Raw genomic sequence first — 3,285 nt, forward strand, 5'->3', positions numbered from 1 at the left:
CATTGCCAGTATCCGTGCTCTCTGACACMGCATTGCCAAGCTCTTGAAGCTTGGGCGCAGCCAGCGACGACGCACCCGCACCGACTGCGCCGGCCACCGCGTTGYCGCCACCCAGGCCCGCAACAAGCGCGCCGCCTGCGGCGTGCAGCGCCGCACGGTAGTCGCCGCCTTCCTCCCAKTKCTTCGCGTCGGCAAGGTACTTGTGTTCCATCTCGCTATCCCCGGCGTCATGGGCGGCCYTGGCATTCGCRCGCGCCTCCTTYTCCTTGGCGCCGGCCACGTCGCCCACCGTCTTGGCGACCGCCTCGCCGGCGGCCTGGGCGGCGGCCATCATGTCGGACTGCTTGTTCAGCACCTGGTCCAGGTTGGGGTTCTTGCCGACCGTGCTGTTGGTGCCGGCGGTGTCCCGCCGCAGGTCGGCCAGGTCCTGCTTCTGGTTGGCCTGGTCCTTGATGGTGATGGYGCCTCCGGCCACTGCGCTGCGTGCCGCGCCGTCCTGGCTGCCGCTCTCGTGCTGCGGGATCATCGGGTTGATGCCGCCGGTGTTCTTGCCGGAGGTCTGGCCGCTGTTGCTCTGACCGGWGGGTGCGCCAAGTGCCCCGCCTGCCGWGAGGCCMGCGGAAGTCGCGCTGTAGTCCGAGTGGTTGGCGATGTCGCTCCAGGTGAGCGTGCCGGTGGTCAGGCTGTTCTTGTCCTTGCCTGCCTCGCTGGCGATSACCGCGCCATGCAGGTCGGTATTGCCCTTGACGGYGATATCGAAACCGTCCTTGCCGGCCTGGATGCCGGACTGCTCGCTGACGTTKKCGTAGCKGCCATTGGCYTTGCCCAGGCTCGCGGAGAGGCTGCCGGTAGCGCCGGCCTGGCTGATGCTGATACCACCCCCCATGCTCTGCTGCCTGGCACGCATCTCCTCGGTTTCCTGGCGGCTGGCGATATTGAGGTTGCCGCCGGCACTCCCGGTCACCTTGCCGCCAGCGACCATGCCGCCGAGGACATTGGTGTCGTTGCCCGACACGAAGGTGACCGACTCGCGGCCGTTCACATGGCTGTTGGCTTGCGAGATGCCCTGGCTGTCCGAGTTGCCCTTTGCTTTGGAAGCGGAGGCCGATACGCCGAAGCCGGCATTGCCCTGGCCAAGGCCGTACGAGACACCAACTATGGACTTTCTCATGCCGACTCGCGAATTTACGAAGATCAATTATGGTTTTTTCTGTCGATCCTATTTTATGTCGCGCTATCTTTTTCCTTTTATGTGCCATATTAATCCGAGGGTGCAGAAAATAGCGCTCATAAGTAATCCTCGAGTGATAATAAATCGGAGATCATCCATACTCCATGGATATTCTGCGGCGTACCAAAATTGCGTCAAGAGAACAATGAAAATCTTGATTGATGCAACGCCTATGAGTGAAATCGATATTACTAAAATAAAGAACAAAAATAATCTGATCATTAAATTTAATCTATATTTGATTTTTCTATATTAATTCTGGTGTTGATGAAATAAGTGTTGATTAATACGCCGGCCTCGGCTCCAATTATCGTGGTGAATTCGATTTGACTGTGAGCGCTTTCGAAATAGTATTGCATGCCATATCGATATTCCAATAGACCATATCGAGCAAAATATGGTCATCGCAAAAAAATATCTTGATGAAACATTAAATTTAAGAAGCCAAAGCGTTATAAGTGGAATTTGCATTAGCCAAGGGGAAAGTAATCCACTTGAGATTTTGATGAAATGTCGTGTTCTCATTTTCCATTCATTTTTCTTGGTGTTGGTAAGGATGGCCCGTTTTCATTGTTTCTATTTTTTAATATAGACCGGATGGTAATCGCCTCTCGAGTGAAGATGATTATTACAAATAGTCCGGAAGTAATCCGAAAAATTGAATATTTATTTTGGTCTATAATAATATGACGTTTAAATATAGTTGCTTCTCCCCAGATTACAATTTCCGGAAGCCATGCAACAAGTACGACAAGGAGAATTGTGCAAACAGTTCTACTGATAACGCCGCGCCATGTGCGCTCTCGCAATAATGCATCTAGCTTTCTGCTCATTTTTTCATTTCCTTGCCGGGCACGAAGGATCCGCCTCCTTGTATCGTCGAACCTGCTGTCGCACCAGCGTAGCCAGGTAGCGGATTGGGAAATCCCTGAAGAATAGCGGGAACCGCTGGATTGACCGAGCCACCAGGGTAAATTAGCTTGGGTGCGTTCTGTCCAAAAATAGTTGTTGTGGCGGTTCCAGCGAGCCAGCCTAATCCTCCAAAGATCGACCCTACGGCACCCGCCAGTAGGGGGCTATCATTCTTTCCATAGTACGTATTATTGAAGGTTGTATTCAAAATATTGGTTGCGCCACCGAGAAACATATTGCCAGTAAAGCCAGTTGCGGCACCAATTGGCGCAGTCAGTGCACCGGTTGCCGACGCAAAGGCCGACTGAGTCGGGTTGACTTTGCCGTCCTGCGCGAACTGTCCTGCGGCATCAAAGCCCCCGCCGCCGACCGCCCCAATCGCTACAAGCGTTGCGGTGCTGCCTGCGGCTACGGCCGGGGTACCAATTGCGGCGAGTGCGCCAACAGATGCTGCAATGACGGCGGCGCCGATCTTATTGTCGAGGGACTGTTCTCTAGCTACTGCCGACGCAACTTGACCTGCAGTCGGCTGAGTCAGGCCGTTGTCTGCATAGAAGTTGTTGATTCGATCTTGCGGCAGGTATTTCGAGTAAATGCCTGCATCGGCTTTTTGCGCGTCTGTTGCGAAGAACATGTAGCCCGGCCCACTCGTGCCATCCGATGGGGTCATTCCGTGACCCTGACTCAGAAAGCTACTCGCCGCTTGATCCCATGCACCGCCAACGCCATTCTGCACTTGACGAAAGCTCTGTTGTGCAAGGCGCTCCTCGGCGTCGGCAACCTGAGCATCGGACGGAGCTTGCCCGCCATTGAGCCGCTGTGCGAAAGCCTTGGCATTGTCTTTGATCCACTTCTGCTCATCTGGATGCAACTGCCGATTGAACCGATCCACATTCGCGGCCGCCGCCGCACCCGACCCACCACCCACAACGGCACCAATGCCACCCGCTGCAATGTTCGCCGCCACATTCCCGAGCGCTTCATTCAGCCCCGCATTGCCAGTATCCGTGCTCTCTGACACAGCATTGCCAAGCTCTTGAAGCTTGGGCGCAGCCAGCGACGACGCACCCGCACCGACTGCGCCGGCCACCGCGTTGTCGCCACCCAGGCCCGCAACAAGCGCGCCGCCTGCGGCGTGCAGC

The 3,285-nt window shown here is 55.6% G+C and carries 2 protein-coding genes and 1 pseudogene; all 3 read right to left on the reverse strand.

Features of this window, described 5'->3' with window-relative positions; all coding sequences use genetic code 11:
- Nucleotides 1-1,171 (reverse strand): hemagglutinin repeat-containing protein (locus tag AC1DT6_RS40215; RefSeq protein WP_477115602.1); only part of this gene is annotated, 1,171 nt, incomplete at its 3' end.
- A gap of 581 nt (nt 1,172-1,752) precedes the next feature.
- On the reverse strand, nt 1,753-2,064 hold the full coding sequence (locus AC1DT6_RS40220) for a hypothetical protein (RefSeq protein ID WP_441635213.1): 312 nt from the start codon (nt 2,062-2,064) through the stop codon (nt 1,753-1,755).
- A pseudogene (locus tag AC1DT6_RS40225) lies at nt 2,061-3,285 on the reverse strand (hypothetical protein); the annotation flags it as partial. The pseudogene AC1DT6_RS40225 and the gene AC1DT6_RS40220, both read right to left, overlap by 4 nt.

The organism is Cupriavidus sp. 01L45 (assembly GCF_056399885.1).

Excerpts from the sequence above, each read along its gene's own strand:
- AC1DT6_RS40220 (WP_441635213.1), bottom strand. The coding sequence starts at position 2,064 with ATGAGCAGAAAGCTAGATGCATTATTGCGAGAGCGCACATGGCGCGGC.